This is a genomic window from Variovorax brevis (genome assembly GCF_030317105.1).
Classification (GTDB): Bacteria; Pseudomonadota; Gammaproteobacteria; order Burkholderiales; family Burkholderiaceae_C; genus Variovorax; species Variovorax brevis.
Genome location: NZ_JASZYG010000024.1, coordinates 17,203 through 34,637, shown reverse-complemented (window position 1 = coordinate 34,637; position 17,435 = coordinate 17,203). Strand labels below are relative to the sequence as shown.

The following is a 17,435-nucleotide window of genomic DNA, read 5'->3' as shown; positions in this document are numbered from 1 at the left end:
CGACGCCGCGCACGCGCCGGTCCGGCCTCGCCATGGCTGACCGCTATTTCCCCCAGTACTTCCGCACCAAGCGGCCGTACTACAACAACGCCTTCGTGGCCGCGGTGTACGAGGCGGCGCGCAACCCGCGCGTGCCCGTCGTGAAGCTCGTGCGCGACACCATCCTTCACAGCGCCGGCCAGGCCGGCCTGGGCCCCGACGCCCATGCGCAACTGTTCCTCTCGCGTGAATCGCCGATCACGCAGACGCTGGTGACCCTCGCGTGGAACGACACCCCGCTGTACGACATCAGCCCGGCCCTGCTGGAGGCGCTCGCGCATTCGGACACCGGCGACATGCGCCTGGCCGACCTGCGCTCGCCCAACCACATCTACTACCTCCACTGGGGCCCCCAGGGCGACCTGCTGCTGCACGGCCTGAACCCGGTCGAAGGCGCCATCGTGGTGACGCTGGGCGACCAGTGGCACGTGGCCCTGGTCGGGCGCAGCCCCGCGCCCTGGCTGTCGATCGCACAGCGCGACAGCTTCCTGCTGAAGTTTCCCGAGGCGTCGCGTTCGCTGCGCTTCGACCAGGCCGTGGATCTCGCGATCGACGCGGAGCGGCAAGAGATCCTGGAGCTCTTCGCCGCGTGCCAGTCCGGCCAGAGCGACTGGGGCATGACCCCTGACATCCGCGATCAGCTCGCCGACGAACTGCAGTCCAACGCGCCCACCCTGAAGCGCGCCCTGGCGCTGGCGGGCAACTGCATGGCCTACCTCACGGCTTATCCCGACGATGCGCGCTTCGACTGGGAAGCCGATGCGCCAGCGCGCATGCTGGCCAAGCTGCACCATGGCGACAAGGAAGCCAGGCGCACGGCGTCCAGGATGAAGTCGCTGGGCTACCTGCAGATCCACCGCGTGGGACTGGACTTCCAGCAATCGATGGACGAAGCAGCCCACGCCAGCGATCGCGCCGGCACGGCAGGGGAGGGCACCGGGCCGGCACGCCGGCCGCACTGGCGCCGTGGCCACTGGCGCCACCAGGCCTGGGGTCCGCAGCACGCCCAGCGCAAGCTGATGTGGATGAAGCCCGTGCGGGTGCTGGGCGGACCCGCGATGTCGGGCCCCTGACCCCCCGGCGCCCCGGTACTGCGCGCAGCGCGATCCGCCGCGCGCGGGCCGGCCCGACCGATCAGGCGCAGGGCCGCTCTCCCGGGCTGCGGTCGGACCGGCCTGCAATGACCGTCGGGAAGTCGTCGTCGCGCGCTTTTGTCCGCACCATGGCCAAGCCGAGCGCCGCCATGGCAACCTGCGTACCGGCTCCGTCCTGCTGCACGACACACCGGGTGTGCGCCGTGATCCGTGACAGCAGGACCGTGGCGGGCACGGCGAAGATCATGCAGCCCTGGAGCCTGGGCGCAAAGCGCGGATCCAGGTGCATCTGCACCTGGCACACCGTGGCGGGGCAACCTTCATCGTGCACCCCGCACCGGCCCTCGAGCCAGGCGTCCGCCACGGATGGCTGGCCCGGCGATGACTGCGTGCGCCGACAGGGCCTTCCCAGCGCCCCGATGACTCCGTCACGGTCGCCGCCCAGCCGGACAGATCCACGGCATACAGCGGCAGGATGTCGAAGGCCATCACGGGGTGGCACCCTTGTGCTTCGACAGTGCGAGCCGCGGCGCGGCGCGCTGGCGGTCCGCCTTTTTTGCGAAGCCGGCGCGTCTGGCTGACAGCGTCGCGCGCATTTCATCCCTTGATCACGTCCTTCCCTCCTGAGACAAACGCTGCATGTGTCGCACCGGCGGCGTGCGTCGGGCGCGGGTGCTCGCGTTGATCGGTCGCGCAGCGCCTGCCGCCATCCACACATCTTGCCCGCATCCTTGCTGGTTGCGATCCGACAGTCTGCCCGTATTTTTTCAGGATCCCCGGGTCCAGGAAGGCGCCACCCCATGCAGCACCAGCAGGTCCTCACATACCGGGGTTGGACCGTGACGATTGCCCTGACCACGTCCGCTTCGGGCGAAATGACAGGCGGCGCCACAATTGGCGAGGGCGAGGTCAACCGCAGCCGGATTTCCCTGACCCTGCTCACCCACGATGTGGCCTCCGCGACGGACGTCCTGATGAAGATGGCCAGGGGCTATGTGGACGACTGGATCGCGCGCGAACACCAGGGCGACACGGGCTTTTCGGAGCTGTAGGCCGCGCGGGCGGCCCACCACCCGATCTGCGGTGGCACGGACACCCCGCGAACCGCCATGTCCATCGCCTCGCGCATCAGGCATTCCACATCGTTCCCGACGATCACGTCCCGCATGACGCCGGGGGGTTGGCGCGCCTTGAAACCCGGCCCATGCGTCCACATATTCCCGCCGGGCAGCGCTGGATCGCGCTGTCACGACGGGGGCCCCTCGTCGTTGAGGGGACGGGACCCTTGCCGCCGTGGGTGCCCTGCGAGTGCGGCGTGCCACTGCCGGCCCGCCGCCGTCAGCGCCGTCACCCACGCAGGCGGCTGCACCGCGCGCCCCGCCTTGTGTACAGGCTCCGGGATCTGCGCCTCCACAAAGCCGGCCGCCCGCAAGCGGCGCAGCGCGTCCACCCGTTCCGCACGCTCCCCGTGCGCGGGTAGGGGGCGCGACAACAACCCGTCAAAGGTGCGCAGTGCTGCCGCACCCGTGCGCAGGGCCCGCTCCCGGCTTTCGGGTGACACCTGGGACGCACCGCTTTTTTCACCTCAGGGCTTGTACGAGCGGCTGCTCGCGCACTTTCTTTGCGCTGTTGCCAGGGGCCTGGACCGCCGCTCGCCACTGCGGTCGAGGGCGGTCCTCGTGGGGTCGTCTTCAGCCATCGGGTCGCGTCTGCGCCGTGGCTTGTGGTTTCCCAACTTCGCCGGCGCAACTTTCTGGGTCTGCACGCCTGAAGGGCGAGCGTCTGCAGGCGGCGGCCGCACAATGTGTGCACTCGCTACGCTACCAAGGGGCGCCAGATGACACTTCAGAAAGTTGCCAAGCCCATCGCCCGGCATGGGCGGGCTTGGTCCAATGGCGGCGCTTTCCCAAGGCGCGACCCCCCGCCGCCCGGGACGTCGGCACAGCATTTCCTCCTGGATCGTGAAGCTGCCGTTCCTGCCTGCCCTGTCCCGGCGCACGCGGCTGGCACTGTGGGCCATCGCCCTGGCCGTGCTGGCCGGCAACATGGGCGGCGAATTGTTCGGCTTCTTCGACTACAGCGAAGACGTGGCCACCGCGTGCCTTGTGGTACTGGCGCTGCTGGTCTTGACGCCGGTGGACCGCACCCGGCGCACGGTGTGGATCGCGCGCAAGCTTCACACCAACGACGGGCCCAGGCGTTGGGTTGAAGTGCGGTGCGATGAGGCCCAACACCTGAAGCGCGAGCCGGGCTGGCAGGTGCGGCGTCTTGTGGTGGTGGATGACACGGTCGTCGAGGAACATGCCGAGTAGACAGTGGGACCCGGCGGGTGCTGCAGACCCGCGGAAGTCCTGCGCGACTGGATTGCAATGGTCGACTCTGGTGATGCCACATCCAGCCGAAGCGGCATGGATCGCGTTGCCGGTTGGCCGCGATGCCATGGCTTGGCTTGGCGAAGCCGCCCTCAAGTCGAAGTCGGGGCGGGATCCCGTTCGGGCCTGGGCGAACCGGGCGCGACAGGACGGCCAGCGGCGCCCCGAGGGTCAGGGCGCAAGCCGTGCCCCCGCCGGGGAGCGGCCGCATCGGGTCATGGCTCGCCGGTGAGGAACACCGAGGCATTGCCGGACCAGGGACCTCGCCGTTGAGCGAAACAGCCCCTCCGATCCCCGCGGGTTCATACGCCCCCAGCCCTTCGCAACGGCTCGTCAAGAACAACTGCCTCGCATGTCGCGATGGGAGGCCCGGGGAGGTCCGCTCAAGCCTGGCGTGGTGCGAAATCCGATTGCAGGGCCCAGGGGCCATGAACCGGCGTCCGGACTCCCGATGAACGGCCCCTGGTTGGCGTCGAGGCGTCGAGGGGATCCCCGGTTCCCGGGAAATCGTTTGCGGCCCCGCCCTTCACCCATTGAAATGCTCGAGACCTTTGTCCAGGAGGGCATGCGGGATGAAAGAGGACAACCGGACAAGGGGTGCGCATTGAAAGGGGAGCCTGAACGCCCGCGGCCGACCCGTCCCCGGGAAGCGGCCTCGCCATGGCTCACGCATCAGCGCGTCAGCACGCGCGAAGCGCGCGAGTTCTTGCGCCTGCGCGTGCTTTTGCGCGCCAGCGTGGGTCTCGACTCGTGCTTCCACGCTCTGGCGTGACACACCTTCATGGCCGCCTCGGTGCCGATATCGAGCATCGCCGCGATTTCCCGAAAGGTCAGGCCGGCAAGGCGCAGCGTGTAGGCCATGCTGGCGGTCTCGGCCTGCAAGGTCCTGGCACGGGCCGGAGACACGAGGGCCGTGAAGCGACCGGCTTCGATCGCCTTGCGCAGGCTCGTGCTGTTGCTGCACCACTCGAGGTTGGATGCGTCGTTGTTGGCGCGGTTGAAATCCTTGTGCCGCACGAAGGGCAATCCGCCAGGATTCGCAACAAAGCAGGTTGCGACCAGGCGGCTGACCGACACCTCCCTGGTCACGCCGTCACCGCACAGGCAAACCCGCAGGTGCCCGCGCTGGTTGGGGCGGCCCTTGAGGATTCTTCCCCTGACGGAGCCTGAGCCGCGCCCGGAAGCGGTCACCATCTTTCGCGCGATGCTCCTCACCCGGCCCTGGTTTGAGACCTCATAAGCGAAGCCTGCGATCGGTTTCCACTTCTCCATGCCATTCCTTTGCCGCCAAGCCGCGAAAGATCATGTTGTCCCACACTGTCGCCAACTATCCGCAGACTCCGGCGGAAAAGCAAACAGGCCTGAAAGCCGCTCCCATGGGTGGCGGGCCCCATCTCGCGGCACAAGGACCGCGCACGCCTCCATCCGATCGTGGAAAACTGGCCCGCACAACTTGCTGGAGCTGCCGAGCGGTCGGCAGCATCCCCTTCATTTCGGCCGGCAGCTTGCGCTGGAGTTGGTATTTGGCCACCCCGATGGGGTTGGCCTTGCTCCTGAGTGCGAACTCCACCTCGATGTTGTCCTTCCCTGCGCACAGGATGATCCCGATGGAAGGCCATCGTCGGGCGCACGCTCCCTTTCATTGAGCAGGTTGAGATCGAAGTCCGTCTTCCCCGCATATTCCGGTTCAAAGGCGCCCACCTTCAGTTCGGTCGCCACCAGCGCCTTGACAGAGCGATGATGGAAGAGCAGATCGATGAAGTATTCCTTGCGGCCCAGCGTCAGCCGGTGCTGGCGGCCGACAAGCAGAAACCGTAGCCCCAGCTTGAGGATGAAGTCGCGCAGCCGATCGATCCGTTGATCCTCGAGTTCGCGCTCCTTGATTTGGCGCTTGATGCCGGGGAACTCAAGGTTGTAGCTGCTCTTGAGCGCTTCCTCGGCCTGCCCGGCAAAGTGCTCAGGCAGCGCGAGCGCGACGTTGTGCGCCTTCCCTTCGACCAGCGATCTCTCAAAGCCCGGGCCTTGATCTGGTTGGGCAGCACGTTGCGACTCCAGCCGGAACGCGCGGTCGCCTGAAGCCACTACAGGCGCTGCGCGGGATCGTCCAGCTTCGACAGCAGGTTGACGTGGTGGCCCCAAGGCACCGCTTCCACCATTTCCCGCACAGCCGTGCGAGTTGACGATGGTCCACCACTGACACGTGGCGCTTCGGGTGCGCTTTGACGCGCGCTCCCTTTCTCGCACAACCCGTGCGAGAAAACTCCGGCGCGGCGTAGACCTCGTGGAACTGCCGCATCCGCCAAAGACTGGCGACGGAAAAACCCCTGCTCCCCGGAAAGGACGCCTCCAGATCGCGTGCGAGCCTGTCCACCACCGCGTCACCCCATCCGCGGGTCGCCTGCTGCTCGCTAAAGGCACCCCCGATGTCCCAATACAAAGCCACGAGTTCGCGGTTGGCCGCGCGCGCCGCAGACAGCCGCGCACCTTCGATGCGTCGTTTCAGATCGGCGACGAAGCGGAGATAGTCGAACAGTGTGGGCGCGGCTGTGGTAATCCCGGAAATGCAGTGGCTCGCAGGGCGCCGATTGCTGGCGTTGCAACGCGTGTTTCCCAGGCAGAGGTCACCAGCGCCATGACGCTCACGCAGGTTGGCGCTACAGAGCGGTGACATGCCGACGGGCGGCACGCCCCATCCCGCCCATCACGGAAGCTGCCGACCTGTCGTTCGTGACGAGAGCCGGCGTCAGCAAGGCCGCGCCTGGAATGCCCTTGAAAATCGTTTGTCGCCTCGGGCGGCACACGCAAGCGCACGTTGCCATCCCCTGTGATGCCGCCGGCGAATTTGAGAGTTCCATGCGATCGAACAGACGGTGGTGAAGTACCCTGGTCTGCTTGTGCCGGCTGGCACCGCCCCCATGCTGGAAATCAAGATCAGCCAAGTCGCCAGGAGACCCCGTGGACCATCAGCGGGAGACCATGAGAATTCCTCAGCCATCGGCGGAGTCCGTGATGAATCCCGTGGTCAATCGCCGCATGACGAAGCGTCAGCAGGTGCGGTGGTCGATGAAAGGGGCGCATGCCTCTTGCAGACCCGAGCTCGTCAGGCCACGCAGGATTGCCAAATCGGCGAGCGGTGACCGGAATTGATCGAGGAGCCCACCGGGGTCATTCCGGCTGCTCGCACAGCGCCTGCTGGATCAACCCATGCACGTCGACTTTTGCGAAGAAGGCCCTCGATCCCTCGCAATCGCCCGGATGCACAGCGCAGATCACGTTGATCGCGCGCTTCGCTTTCCCGGCACCAAGTTGACGGTCGCAACAGCGACTGCCGGCACGACGCCGCGCACACCCACCTCAAGGCGCAAGGTGCTCCTGCATCCAAGCTGCCAGTTCGCGCCGCTGGCATCCTTCAGCCCTTGTTTCGAACGATCTAATGGAGGCGCTGCCTGCCCAGCGACAGGTCAGGCACAGGCGACGGCCGGCCCGAGCGCAGGCGCCCGCCCGCCCGCCTAACTTCGCACCTCGACCCAACGCGGCATGAAAGCCATCGGGGTCCCCGTGGAGGGGCGGAGAGGGCTTGCCTGTGTGTCCTCACGCTACCCCACCGTTCTCGCGTTCAAGGCCCTGCGCACGCTGCGCGTGCTCGGCGCCTCCTGGCGTCCGGCGCGCCTGCGGCGGCCTTGAGCGCTGCGCTGCGGCGGGGTCGATCCGGGGCCCACAGGCAATCCCGCCTGTGCCGACCGCAGGAGCCCAACATGACCGCTTCACCCGCTTCCTCTTCTTCTTCCAGCCTCAGCCTGCGCCAGCAACGCATCGTCGATGCACTGCGCCCGTTCTTCGGCGCCGAGGCCGATGCACTACGAGGCCCATGGCCGCTCGCTGCAAAAGCTCGCCTACAGCGCGCGCCAGTCGAGCCTGCCCAGCTTCCACCGCCTGGCGACCGGGCTGGCCCTGGCGCAGGAACTGCTCTGCGAGGAATTGACCAGCCGCCCGGTGTTCGACGCGCCCCATGCCGTTGCCGACTTCCTGAAGCTCCATTTCGCCGGGCAGCCGCACGAAAGCTTCGTGGTGCTGTACCTGGACTCCAGGCATGCGCTCATCGCCTTCGAGGAGCTGTTCCGTGGCACGCTGAGCCAGACCAGCGTCTATCCGCGCGAGGTCCTCAAGCGGGCCCTGCACCATGATGCCGCCGCTGTGGTCGTCAGCCACAACCACCCGTCAAAATCCACCCAACCCTCGAGCGCGGACAAGGTGCTGACGCAGGCGCTGGATGCCGCGCTGAAGATGATCGACGTGCAGGTGCTCGACCACATCATCGTGGCCGGCGCACGCTCCAGTTCTTTCGCGGAGATGGGGCTGCTCTGAAGGCGCGGGGCTGCGGCCCCTTGCGTAAGTGCCGGTCCTCCGCGCACTGCGCGCGATCGCGTTGCGCCGTGTGCCAGGTGAACGGCCACGGATCGCCCGGCGCGGCGCACCCACCGGCGAAGTACCGCCGTTGCGTGCGGCCCGGCCGAGGGCGCCTGCAAGGCGCTGGTTGGGCTGGACGTGCGCTTCCGGGCGGCCCGCCGTGCCAGCGGGTCGCCCGTCTGCGCCCTTTACTGTCCTGAAGCGCCGCGGCGTGCCCAGTTGCCCGGGCCGTCAGGCCGTTGCCTGGCGGTCGCGTGGCGGGCCCCGGGTGGGGCATGCGCGCCGGGCATGCGCGAACCCGGGCCCGTGCGGTGTGATGAAGGGAGAAGCGAATCGCACTTGCATGTGGACACCCCCAGGAGATGCGACGGGCAAGCGGGGCGCGTGGCCGAGCCATGCCGGCCTGGAACCCAGAAAAAATTCAACGATGCTGGGCGCGACGTTTGCCTCGCGTTCATGCTTTTCATGGACACTGACGACCTGCCGAAGGCTTGAAGCGAACGGCGAAACTTTGAGAGGCGGGCGGGCGCAATGCACTGGAATGCCGCAGGTTGTCTAGTGGCCGCGCTTTCGCTGTCCGCTTTCCATTGTGTCCAGGCCATCGCCCAGGACGGGGCAGGCGCCGAGGACCTCGAGCGCGCGTTCGCCGCCTCCTTTGCCCTGGTGCCGGAACTTGCAAGGCACCACGTCGCAGCCGCCTGCAGCAAGCACGGCCAGCAGGCCGCCCAACTCGTGCGTGCGCGCGATACAGGGATGCAGCGCGCCACCGCTCTGGCGCTCCTGACGCCGCCGCAAGGGTCTTCCCCGGACGCCGAGGACCAAAGGATCCATGCTGCCCTCGTCAGCGCCAACACCGCCATCGTCGCATTCGTCTTCGGCCCGGCACAGCCGACCCCTGAATTGGCGGCTGCGATCGTGAAGGGGGCCTGCCTGCTCATGGCGGGCAAGGCCATGGGGCGGACCGCCACCTGACGGGTGGCGGCCACGGCGGCGCGCCAACCGTGTCGTCGCGCAAGGAAAAGGACCGTGGATGCCGGCCACCCCCATGAACGCTTCGCGGTCATGTCCCTGGACGCGCAGAACGCCCTGATCGCCTTCGAGGACTGTGCCGGGGCACGCTGACCCAGGCCAGCGTCCATCCGCGCGACGTGCCCAAGCGCGCGCTCCACCACCACTGCGCGGCGGTCATCCTGGCGCACAACCATCCCTTCCATCCGTCGGGCGCGACCGATCCGTCGCCCCCGGACCTGGTGCGCACCAGGACGCTGCGCTCCGGCCCGGAGATCGTGGACGTGCAGGTGCTGGACCCCTTCATCGTGGCCGGCGCGCGCGAACTCGCCGGCGGCGCACGGCCTGGAGTGAGGGCACCCAGGGGTTCCGCCCCCTGGGTGCACTCCGCCGTCCGCCGTCCGCCGTGCCGGCGCGCCTGCCCCCGGCCCCGGCAGAGGGCCGGGGAACGATCCGCAAAGACAAAGGGGAGGGCGGCCTCGCTGGGCCGGCAGGCTCGCACACCGTTCTCGCCGTCAAGGCCTGCGCGCCCTGCGGGCGCTGGCGGCCTGCGGCCGTCTTCGCGCCTTGACCGCTGCGCTGCGCCGTGCGCCCGGCGCCCGCGGGCAATCCCGCCCGCCAAGCATTCAAGGAGAACGAGATGACTCCCCTCATCACGGATGACCAACAGGCGGTGCTGCGCGCCAACGGCGAGGCAGCCCGCACCACCCGCGACTTCGACCCCGCGCCCGTGGTCAAGCTCTTCACACCCGATGCCGGCGCCACCTGGCTGCTGGGTGCCATCGACCCCGAAAACCCGGACCTCGCCTACGGGCTGTGCGACACGGGGGTGGGCTTTCCGGAGATCGGCTGGGTGAGCCTGGCCGAGCTGCGGACGGTGCGCGGCTGCATGGACCTGCCGGTCACGCGCGACACGCACTTCCAGGCCGGGAAACGCCTGAGCGCCTACGCGCGCGAAGCCCGCGCAGCGGGCCGCATCATGGCCTGAGGGCCCGGCCGCCGGCGTACCGGCGGCCTCGCGGCGCGCTCCCGCCGCCGCGGCCACCGCCACGGCCACCGCCGAAGGCGGTGCCGATCCGCTGTCGACGACCGGGTGTCCACGGCAGGTTCCGGCGGCTGCCGGACACGGCGTGCAGCAACCGCGGTGGGCGATGGATGGATCTGCCCCGGTGCCGCCTCTGCATCGACGCCTGGCACGCACGCTCCGCTGTCAAGGGCCAGGGCTTTGCCACCGCCCTCGCCCGGTCCTCGCTGCACTCGGCTGCGGCCTGCGGGCGGTCCCCTGACCGCGTTCCCTTGCGCGCGCCTGCATGGCGTCGAGGCGGCTCCGAAAGCAGATCCCTTCCACCCCCCCCCCGCGGCATCGCCGCAGAAAGGCCACGCCATGTCCTGCCTTCTTCCTCTCCTTCCTCTTCTTCCCTCGTCGTGCCTGGCGCGCGCATCGATGGACACCGCGGGCGTTCCCCCCGCACCCCCCGAGGACCCACCAAAAGCAGATCCAGGTCATGCCCCTGCCTGCCTGCCAGGGAGCGCGCCATGACACTGCTGCGCGAGCGGCTGCCCGAGCCGCAGGGCTACTTCGAAGCGCAGGGACTGGTGCTGGTGGGCCGGGGGCCCTGGCGCACCACGCGCTGTGCCTTCCACGGCGGCAGCGACAGCATGCGCGTGAACCTGCGCAGCGGCGGGTTCTGCTGCATGGCAGGCTGCGGCGCACGCGGCGGCGACGTGCTGGCCTACCACATGGCCGCGCACGGCCTGGGGTTCGTGGAAGCGGCCCAGGACCTCGGGGCCTGGGAGCACGAACCGGGTTTCGCGGGGGCGCCCGCGCTGCACCGGCGCCCGCGCGGCCTGCCGGCACGCGAGGCGCTCGCCCTGCTGCGCGAGGACGCCCTGGTGGCCGCCGTGGCCGCCGCCAATCTCGCCCACGGCGTGCCCCTGAGCGAGGCCGATCGCCAGCGCCTCCTGCAATGCGCCGCACGCATCCAGCGCATTGCCGATCAGGTGGGCGTGGACGCGGTCCGTTGACGGCGCGCGAGGCGGATGCCTCGCGCTTGCCGATCCCGCCGCCCCGGGCCAGCTCCCGGTCCCCCGGCGGCCGGCTCGCTTCGCATCGCGTCGGCCCCGGAGGTGGGAAGGTCAGGAGGTGGGGAGGGCAGGCCGCAGGTGGCGGGCCGCCACCTGCAGCATCGCCCTGGCGCGCGCCGTCGAGGCCGGCGCGCAACAGGGCGCACTGGCGGCCTGTGGCCCTCTTCAAACGCTGGCCGCTGCGCCGCAGCGGGCCGGCGGCGGAGCCGGCCGTCCCGCCCTCAACGGCGCCATCCTGGAGACGCCATGTCGTCCCGTTCCCTTTCATCAACAACGCGCACTTCACCGCGCTGCCGGCCGACGGCCGGATCGCGCTGGCGTGACGCCGAAGGACCCGAATTCCGATTCCGATTCCGATTCCGATTCGGTTGCCAATTCCGTTGCCGTTGCCGTTGCCGTTGCCGCTGGTCCAAGTCTTCACGCCCGATGGGTCGCGACGTGGCGACTGTCCCGCATGGATCCATCCGCATGCCCACGGCACGGCGCACGGCCCATGCGATCCCGCCCCGGGCTTTCCTCGGATGCGGTCCCGTGCGCTTGCGCTTGCTCGCTGCGTTGCGCCGCAGGATGAAGCGGCAGATCACGCAACCTGCTGCCGGCGCGGCCAGCGGCGCTTGCTTTCTTCGCCGGGACGCGGGATGCCGGTCCGGCTCGCCTTCGGCCCCGCAACCTGAGAAGAGAGGGGAAAAAGCGGAGAAGAAGGGCAGAAGAAGGGGAGGGTGGGCTTGCCTGTGCCCCGTCACGCTATCACGCGGTTCTCGCGTTCAAGGCCCTGCGCCCGCTTTCGCGTGCCCGGCGCCTCCGGCGCGCCTGCGGCGGCCTTGAGCGCTGCGCTGCCGCGTGAGCCAGGGACGGTGCAGGCAATCCCGCCTGTGCCAACCAGGAGCTCCCCATGACCTCATCTCCCATTGCCTTCGCCGCCCGGACATCCCTCACGCTGGAACAACTCGAGCACAGCGCCCCAGCCGTCTTCGCCGACCGGGCCGCCGACCACACCGGACCCAAGTACGTCTTCATCAGCACGCGCGACATCGTCACCGCCCTGATGGACGCCGGCTTCGAGCCGACGCTGGCCGTGCAGACCCGCGCGCGCAACGGCCATGCAGGCTTCGCACGCCACCTGCTGCGCTTCCAGCCGGTCGTGCGCAGTCGCTGTCACTGGACGACGTGCTCGGCGAGATCGTCCTGATCAACTCGCACGACGGACGCAGCGCCTACCAGCTGCGCGCAGGCCTGTTCCGCCCCGTCTGCACGAACGGCATGCTCACCGCCATCGGCGACTTCGGCCTCATCCACGTGAGCCACCGCGGCAACGTCGTGGCCAACGTGCTCGAGGCCGCCCAACGCATCACCCGCGAATTCAACCGCGTCGGCGACGCCGTCCAGGCCATGCGCGGCACGACACTCACCCAGGCCGAGCAGCTGGACTTCGCCCGCGACGCCCTCGCACTGCGCTATCCGGCCCCCGTGCAGCCGCCGGTCCAGCCCGTACAACTGCTGGAGCGCCGCCGCATGGCGGACGTCGGCGACGATGTCTGGCGCACCTTCAATGCCCTGCAGGAACACGTGATGCGCGGCGGCCTGTGCGGGCGCAGCGGTTCCGCGCTTCTCGCCATGCCTCACTGCGATTGACTGTCCGCCACCCTTTGTCGAGGCATCGCCCCCGTCGCAGCCGGCGACGCCACACCATGCGATGGCCAGCCCAGGAAGCGCAGGCGAGCGTTCAGAGGTGGCGCAGGTGCATGGCGAGCAAAGGACGGGGAGATCGCGTGCGCGGATGTTCTGACACTACACTTCGGCGACGATGAACAGCATCGCCCGACGCGCCTCGACAGTCCTCGCATGAACATTGGCGCACCCTTTCTTGACGTGGCATGCAGCGGTGTCCATGGCCTGGGGACGTTTGTGACGCGGGATCTTCCGGCGCGGGCATTTCTCGGCATCTACCGGGGCCGCCGCTATTCCGCGGAGCAGTTGGCCCAGCGACGATGGGACGACGCGCTCACGTTCCTGTTTTCGCTCTCCAATGGCGAAACCATCGACGGGAGCCGGGGAGGCAATGCCACGCGCCACATCAATCATTCGTGCGACCCAAACTGCGAAGCCGTCGAGGAGTTCAATTCCAGGGGCCGCCTGGTTCTCAAAATCTATGCGCTCAGGTCACTGGGGGCGGGAGAAGAGGTCTTCCTGGACTATGCACTTGTCGTCGACGAATCTGCCAATGCCTCTGACTATCGCTGCCTTTGTGGTTCCCCTTCATGCCGCGGAAGCATGGTGAGCCCCCTCCATCCCCAAGTTCGACCTGGTTCCCGGACCGGAATTTGACGCGGGCCGTGGTGCTCATGGGTTCTCAACGGTCGGCATTTCTCTCGGCAACGCGCTGTCCGGCGTCGCGGCGACAAAGTCGCCGATGATGGCCCGCGCAGATAACCCGCGCTCGTCGACGCCGTGGCGGCGAGGACGATCCGCGCAGAGGTCTCAAGCGCACTGATGCTCATTCCATGAAGTGTTCCCGATGCCGGAGGGAAGGGCGATCTGGGCGACAGGCGCCTTTCTTTGTCATCGGCGCGGCTCGAACAGGCAAACCGGACTCGCACCAATCCACTGCACGCGCCAGTGGCCGCCATCAAGTGCCTTGCCTCCCTCTAGCCGCCCACCGCCACCACCTTGCGACCATTCAATGGCTGCACGGGACGTGCATTCATCCTGTAGAGCTTCCGGAACGCCGCCAGCTGCGCAGTGGAGACTTCAACCGGCGTCTTGAGCACTTGCCAGCGCACCTCTTCGCTGCACGGTGGTGTGGTCAGCGAGCCCAAAAAAGCGTAGAAGGCCCGGTTGGGCGGGAGCATCCCTGAGGCGTCAAAGGCAGCATCAAGCTTGTGGGACTGGCCTTCCTTGCCCGGCAGCGCATCGAACACGGGCTTCAGCACAGCGTTCTCCTTGCCGACCTTGAACAGCACTGCGACCACGGCCAACTCGCCCTGCGCGTTCTTGTGCACCAGATGCGCGACCAGGGGAAACCTCTTGCCGTTGATCATCTCTTCGCTGGGCGTATGGAAATGAAACTGCAGCAACTTGTAGTCGACCCCATCGATGAGGGCCGAGCCGCCCTCGGGCAAGTTCACCTGCACTGTGTGGCCCGTGTTGATTACCTCCGCGGTCCCGGCCGCGTAGGCGAAGCCGATCGGCTTGGCGTCCGGGGTCCTTTGCGCCGCCGTGGTATCGATATTGATCGGGGACTGAAGTCGGCCCAGCTTGCAGGTCACGAAGCTTTTGTCCAGCTGGGCCCAATGATTCGCACTGCCGTGACCCTTGTAGCCCCAATGCGCTTGACCTTCGGCAACGGCCGAAGGCGTCGCGCTGATCGCGAATGCTGCTGCCAGCAGCAGTTTCCATGTCATGGATTTTCCTTTGCCAAAGCGTAAGGGGTGGCGTTCGCGACAGGAGGACGCCTGCGTCGGCAGAGGTTCAACCTATGGCAACCCGCTGTCAAGCCGCGCCGGGTCCACTCGCCGGTGCTCGGCGTGAGGTCCTCGGCCAGGCGCGAACGACAGCGCTGTGCGGGAGCGGCACCTTCGCATTCGCCAGAACCTCGGGCGTCTGCACCTCTGGAGAGACCACGCCGCGCCCGCCGCAATTCGGAATGCGGTTCTTCAGTCAGGATGGACCCACGCACGCGCAAGATGGGTTGGCCGGGGATCAGCTTTGCAATCAGTGCCTTCGCGCCAACGACGGTTGACATGCTGGTGCACCACGCCAGACGAAAACTTGCCTGGGCTGGCGCGGCCATGGCAACACCTCCCCTTGCGGCCCTCTACAATTGCTGCACTGCACCATGATTCGATGGCGAACATGCAATCCCCGGCCCTGGCCTCGCCGGCAGGTCCGGCCCTGACCCCTGTCGATTCCTGGCCGTCACGGCCGGCCCCGCAGATCCGGAGCACTCCATGACCCAACCACACCGCCCACTTTCCGGCAGCGACAATCCCTCATTGATGCGCCGCATCCCATTGGCTTTCGGCGCATTGTTCAGCCTGATGGCGAATGCCGAACTCGCCGCGCGGTATGCGGCGCTGCGTGACGGTGCTCCCTCGGCTTCTGCAGCACCAGCACCTGCACCTGCACCAGCACCAGCACCAGCACCAGCACCAGCACCGGCAGCACCGGCATTGAAGGAAGCAACCCCTGACGCCGCATTGCAACTCCTGGCGCTGTTGCAGCGCGAAGCACGCCTGATCGACTTTGTCGGAGAAGACCTCGGCGCCTATGGCGACGCCCAGATCGGCGCGGCGGCTCGCCACGTGCATGAAGGCTGCGCCAAGGTGCTGCGCGAGCACTTCAGCATCGTGCCCGTGCGCGACGAGGCCGAAGACAGCCGCGTCACGCTGCAGGCGGGCTTCGACGCCGCGGCGGTCCGCCTGACCGGCAAGGTTGTCGGCCAACCACCCTTTACCGGCAGCCTGCGCCATCGCGGCTGGCGCGTCACCGACGTGCGCCTGCCCAAGATGGCCGGGCAGCACGACGCACGTGTGGTTGCGCCGGCGGAGGTTGAACTGTGAGCGCCCCGCGCTATGCCATCGGCATCGACCTCGGCACGACGCACAGCGCCCTGGCATGGGTCGACATCAGCGCCAGCGACGGTGAAGCGGCCGTCCACGGCACATTGGCGATCCCGCAGCTCACCGCCCCCGGCGCGGTCGAGTCGATGCCCATGCTTGCGTCGTTCCTGTACCTGCCGCACGCCGACGAGATGGCGCCGGGCGACTTGGCACTGCCATGGGCGCCCGAAGGCCGGCACGCCGTTGGCGAGATGGCACGCAGCCGCGGCGCGACCACACCAATCCGACTGGTCTCGAGCGCCAAGAGCTGGCTGTGCCACCCCGGCGTCGATCGGCGCGCTGCCATCCTGCCACACGACGCCCCGCCCGAGGTGGAGCGCGTGTCACCCCTGAACGCCTCGACGCTGTACCTCGAACATGTGCGCAACGCCTGGGAGCACGCGCACCCTGAGGCGCCATTCGCCGAGCAGGATGTGACGGTGACGATCCCGGCATCGTTCGACCCTGCCGCGCGTGAACTGACCGTCGAGGCCGCGAAAACGGCGGGCTGCAGTTCGCTCACGCTGCTTGAAGAGCCCCAATCGGCCCTGTACAGCTGGATCGAGGCCAGTGGCGGCGCTTGGCGCAAGCAGGTGCGGCCGGGCGACATCATCCTGGTGATCGACGTCGGTGGGGGCACCAGCGACTTCTCGCTGATGGCCGTGCTCGAACGCGACGGCAGCCTTGAATTGCGCCGCGTCGCGGTCGGCGAGCACATCCTGCTGGGCGGCGACAACATGGACCTGATGCTCGCGCACGTTGTCGCCCGCAAGTTGGCAGCGGTGGGCACCACGCTGGATGCCTGGCAGCTGCGTGCGCTGACCTACGCCTGCCGCAGCGCCAAGGAAAAGCTGCTCGGCAGTGCCGGTGCGCCAGCCGAGAGCGCCACGCAACCGATCGTCGTGCCCAGCCGTGGCAGCAAATTGATCGGCGGCTCGATCCGTACCGAGCTGACTGCCGATGAAGTGGGGGCAACGATTGTCGAGGGCTTCTTCCCCCGGGTCGAAGCCTCTGCGCGGCCGGTGAGCCGCGTGCGTGCCGGCCTGGCGCAACTCGGCCTGCCCTATGCACAGGACGCCGCGATATCGCGCCATCTGGCGGCATTCCTCGGCCGTCAGCTGGGTGCGGTGGCCGAGCTGGAAGGCTTCAGCGAGGCCAGCGGCACGGGTAGCGAGGATGCAACGTTCCTTCATCCGACCGCGGTGCTGTTCAACGGCGGCGTCTTCAAGTCAGCGCTGCTCGCCGAGCGCACGCTGACGACCGTCAACGGATGGCTTGCCGCCGAAGGCGCGGCGCCGGCACGCTTGCTGTCCGGCGCGGACCTTGACCTGGCGGTGGCGCGCGGCGCCGCCTACTACGGCTACGTGCGACACGGTCGCGGCGTGCGCATCCGCGGCGGCACCGCTTTCTCCTACTACGTGGGCGTCGAATCGTCGATGCCCGCCGTGCCCGGCATCGAGCCACCGGTCGAGGCCCTGTGCGTGGCCCCTTTCGGCATGGAGGAGGGCACCGAAGCCGAACTTCCGGCGCTCGAACTGGGGCTGGTCGTGGGCGAGCCCGTGCACTTCCGGTTCTTCGCCTCCTCGGTGCGGCGCCAGGACGGCGTCGGCACCCTGCTGGACGCCTGGGCGCCCGACGAATTGCAGGAGCTCGCGCCGATCTCCGCCACGCTGCCGCCGGAAGGCCGCAGCCCTGGCGAGATGGTGCCGATACGACTGCAAGCACGGGTGACGGAAGCCGGCACGCTGGAGCTTGAAGCCGTGCCGCGCAGCGGCAGCGAACGCTGGAAGATCGAATTCGATGTGCGCGGCGAGCGCGAGCTGGACGCATAG

At 68.2% G+C, this 17,435-nt stretch carries 16 protein-coding genes and 2 pseudogenes; 13 read left to right on the top strand and 5 right to left on the bottom strand.

Features of this window, described 5'->3' with window-relative positions; genetic code table 11:
• The first annotated feature begins 32 nt into the window (after nucleotides 1-32).
• Nucleotides 33-1,112, top strand: a complete 1,080-nt coding sequence (locus QTI66_RS34765) for an AcrVA2 family anti-CRISPR protein (RefSeq protein ID WP_286564932.1) — start codon at nucleotides 33-35, stop codon at nucleotides 1,110-1,112.
• A gap of 61 nt (nucleotides 1,113-1,173) precedes the next feature.
• Here QTI66_RS34765 and QTI66_RS34760 read toward each other — a convergent pair whose 3' ends face one another.
• The gene (locus QTI66_RS34760; RefSeq protein WP_286564931.1) at nucleotides 1,174-1,464 is read right to left on the bottom strand and encodes a hypothetical protein; all 291 of its coding nucleotides are present in this window, start codon (nucleotides 1,462-1,464) and stop codon (nucleotides 1,174-1,176) included.
• Nucleotides 1,465-1,933: 469 nt separating this feature from the next.
• Between QTI66_RS34760 and QTI66_RS34755 the strand changes: the two genes are divergently transcribed.
• Nucleotides 1,934-2,185: a hypothetical protein gene (locus QTI66_RS34755; RefSeq protein WP_286564930.1), complete on the top strand. Its 252-nt coding sequence runs from the start codon at nucleotides 1,934-1,936 to the stop codon at nucleotides 2,183-2,185.
• 909 nt (nucleotides 2,186-3,094) lie between these two features.
• Nucleotides 3,095-3,445 (top strand): hypothetical protein, encoded by a 351-nt coding sequence (locus QTI66_RS34750; protein ID WP_286564929.1) that lies wholly within the window; start codon nucleotides 3,095-3,097, stop codon nucleotides 3,443-3,445.
• 732 nt (nucleotides 3,446-4,177) lie between these two features.
• On the opposite strand, the gene QTI66_RS34745 is transcribed toward QTI66_RS34750, so the two are convergent.
• The 3 genes and pseudogenes from QTI66_RS34745 to QTI66_RS39750 all read right to left on the bottom strand — a co-directional run bounded on the left by QTI66_RS34745 (nucleotide 4,178) and on the right by QTI66_RS39750 (nucleotide 6,176).
• Nucleotides 4,178-4,777, bottom strand: coding sequence for an NUMOD4 domain-containing protein (locus QTI66_RS34745; RefSeq protein WP_286564928.1), 600 nt, complete (start codon nucleotides 4,775-4,777; stop codon nucleotides 4,178-4,180).
• A 55-nt stretch (nucleotides 4,778-4,832) separates the two neighbouring features.
• Nucleotides 4,833-5,587: pseudogene (locus QTI66_RS34740) on the bottom strand (PDDEXK nuclease domain-containing protein).
• The gene (locus QTI66_RS39750) at nucleotides 5,514-6,176 is read right to left on the bottom strand and encodes a DUF1016 N-terminal domain-containing protein (protein WP_353506268.1); all 663 of its coding nucleotides are present in this window, start codon (nucleotides 6,174-6,176) and stop codon (nucleotides 5,514-5,516) included. The pseudogene QTI66_RS34740 and the gene QTI66_RS39750 overlap by 74 nt, the downstream one beginning before the upstream one ends.
• A gap of 1,274 nt (nucleotides 6,177-7,450) precedes the next feature.
• Between QTI66_RS39750 and QTI66_RS34735 the strand changes: the two are divergent.
• The 8 genes and pseudogenes from QTI66_RS34735 to QTI66_RS34700 all read left to right on the top strand — a co-directional run.
• A pseudogene (locus QTI66_RS34735) lies at nucleotides 7,451-7,870 on the top strand (JAB domain-containing protein); the annotation flags it as partial.
• A 600-nt stretch (nucleotides 7,871-8,470) separates the two neighbouring features.
• Entirely contained in the window at nucleotides 8,471-8,884 is a 414-nt protein-coding gene (locus QTI66_RS34730) for a hypothetical protein (RefSeq protein ID WP_286564926.1), read from the top strand.
• A gap of 176 nt (nucleotides 8,885-9,060) precedes the next feature.
• Nucleotides 9,061-9,564: a JAB domain-containing protein gene (locus QTI66_RS40030; protein WP_444815086.1), complete on the top strand. Its 504-nt coding sequence runs from the start codon at nucleotides 9,061-9,063 to the stop codon at nucleotides 9,562-9,564.
• On the top strand, nucleotides 9,561-9,908 hold the full coding sequence (locus QTI66_RS34720; protein WP_286564925.1) for a DUF2958 domain-containing protein: 348 nt from the start codon (nucleotides 9,561-9,563) through the stop codon (nucleotides 9,906-9,908). Before QTI66_RS40030 ends, QTI66_RS34720 begins: the two co-directional genes overlap by 4 nt.
• 548 nt (nucleotides 9,909-10,456) lie before the next feature.
• Nucleotides 10,457-10,945, top strand: a complete 489-nt coding sequence (locus QTI66_RS34715) for a hypothetical protein (RefSeq protein ID WP_286564924.1) — start codon at nucleotides 10,457-10,459, stop codon at nucleotides 10,943-10,945.
• Between the two features lie 952 nt (nucleotides 10,946-11,897).
• Complete coding sequence (locus tag QTI66_RS34710) at nucleotides 11,898-12,194, top strand: hypothetical protein (RefSeq protein WP_286564923.1); 297 nt, start codon at nucleotides 11,898-11,900, stop codon at nucleotides 12,192-12,194.
• Nucleotides 12,173-12,637, top strand: a complete 465-nt coding sequence (locus tag QTI66_RS34705; protein WP_286564922.1) for a DUF932 domain-containing protein — start codon at nucleotides 12,173-12,175, stop codon at nucleotides 12,635-12,637. Before QTI66_RS34710 ends, QTI66_RS34705 begins: the two co-directional genes overlap by 22 nt.
• Nucleotides 12,638-12,847: 210 nt before the next feature.
• Nucleotides 12,848-13,330 (top strand): SET domain-containing protein, encoded by a 483-nt coding sequence (locus QTI66_RS34700; protein ID WP_286564921.1) that lies wholly within the window; start codon nucleotides 12,848-12,850, stop codon nucleotides 13,328-13,330.
• 320 nt (nucleotides 13,331-13,650) lie between these two features.
• On the opposite strand, the gene QTI66_RS34695 is transcribed toward QTI66_RS34700, so the two are convergent.
• Nucleotides 13,651-14,406 carry a carbonic anhydrase gene (locus QTI66_RS34695; RefSeq protein ID WP_286564920.1) on the bottom strand — a complete coding sequence of 252 codons (756 nt, stop codon included), beginning with the start codon at nucleotides 14,404-14,406 and terminating at the stop codon, nucleotides 13,651-13,653.
• A gap of 546 nt (nucleotides 14,407-14,952) precedes the next feature.
• On the opposite strand from QTI66_RS34695, the gene QTI66_RS34690 reads away from it, so the two are divergent.
• Both QTI66_RS34690 and QTI66_RS34685 read left to right on the top strand, forming a co-directional pair.
• Complete coding sequence (locus QTI66_RS34690; RefSeq protein WP_444815085.1) at nucleotides 14,953-15,564, top strand: DUF2760 domain-containing protein; 612 nt, start codon at nucleotides 14,953-14,955, stop codon at nucleotides 15,562-15,564.
• Nucleotides 15,561-17,435, top strand: a complete 1,875-nt coding sequence (locus tag QTI66_RS34685; protein ID WP_286564919.1) for an Hsp70 family protein — start codon at nucleotides 15,561-15,563, stop codon at nucleotides 17,433-17,435. The genes QTI66_RS34690 and QTI66_RS34685 overlap by 4 nt, the downstream gene beginning before the upstream one ends.